The sequence below is a fragment of the Bartonella callosciuri genome (assembly GCF_014203215.1).
In the GTDB taxonomy this organism is placed as follows: domain Bacteria; phylum Pseudomonadota; class Alphaproteobacteria; order Rhizobiales; family Rhizobiaceae; genus Bartonella; species Bartonella callosciuri.
In genome coordinates, this window is record NZ_JACHIM010000034.1 from 1 (window position 1) to 1,121 (window position 1,121).

The 1,121-nt window shown below is 36.8% G+C and carries 1 protein-coding gene; it reads right to left on the bottom strand.

Annotation, left to right across the window (positions count from 1 at the left end):
* Positions 1-221: 221 nt before the first annotated feature.
* On the bottom strand, positions 222-689 hold the full coding sequence (locus HNQ69_RS07610) for a hypothetical protein (RefSeq protein ID WP_183229414.1): 468 nt from the start codon (positions 687-689) through the stop codon (positions 222-224).
* Positions 690-1,121 lie beyond the last annotated feature (432 nt).

Sequence of the window (1,121 nt, forward strand, 5' to 3'; positions counted from 1 at the left end):
CCCCAGATCACCCGCCTTAACATCAGAAAAGTCTTTTAAAGCTTGGATGCGATAAAGGGTTGTAATTTGTTTAAACTTATTTTCAATTTGTTTAACTTCATTGGTTAATTGGTATTTTTTAGACATAGAGATACCCTCACAATCTAATGTGTTAAAGATTTGTTAAAATTTTAAATGAGATGTTTAAAGAGAGGGGCGCTCCCGCCGCGCCCGTGCGTTATTTACGCAGCGTCACTTTCATATTCGCTGTCATTATCATCGTCATAATACCCCTCACAATCATCATAATATTCATGACGATAATAATCATCTTCACTGCCAAATTTTGGATATGCATCATCACAAATATCTTCATTAGCTGTTAGAGAGGCATTGCTATGAATATAAGAATTGCCTGAAAGTTTAGCATTGCCAAACACGCGTGCATTTTGAAAGACACGTGCTTTGTCGTAAACCCAGCAATTGCCCCCATGAGAGAGGTTCTCTTCTTTTTCGATATAGCCCCCGAGGTCACCTTTTTTGACATCACCAAAATCTCTTAAAGCTCTGATTCTATAAAAAAAATGACCGTCCATATATTCACAATCATCAGTAAATTCATACTTTCTTTCAGATTGCTGCTTATTAACAGGCGTATTTTCATTTGTAATGGAAGAGGTAACGGGGGTATTTTTTGCTATAGCGTTCATAATGAATTCCTTAACGTAAAATGGTTTGTTATTGACAGCCCACATGGGTGCCGGGCGCTAACAAACACGGCGTTAAGTCCGTTGCTTATACTTTTCCCTCGCGAAGGGTATTGTATGGTATAAGCACACCCGACAAAATCTTTATATGTTAATAACAACATAAAAAACAGTCAGTATTTTAAAGGCATGGAAAAGGTCGTTTCGTAACCTATCCGCTTAACGAAAGTGTTTGTTAATCACTTGACCCTTTCTTAACAGCACTGATTCTACATGTCAAGCTGCTTCCGATAGTTCTATTCTCTTTTTGCTAATCTCACCTTAAGAAAATATAGATAACCTATAACATCTGAAGATGCAAAACATGAGGTAGCCATGAACCAATACAAATAGAGCTAAATCAATATGTATTTTGCTCAAAACATTGTCTTTGTA

Coding starts and splice junctions, on each gene's coding strand:
- HNQ69_RS07610 (WP_183229414.1), bottom strand. CDS start 689: ATGAACGCTATAGCAAAAAATACCCCCGTTACCTCTTCCATTACAAAT.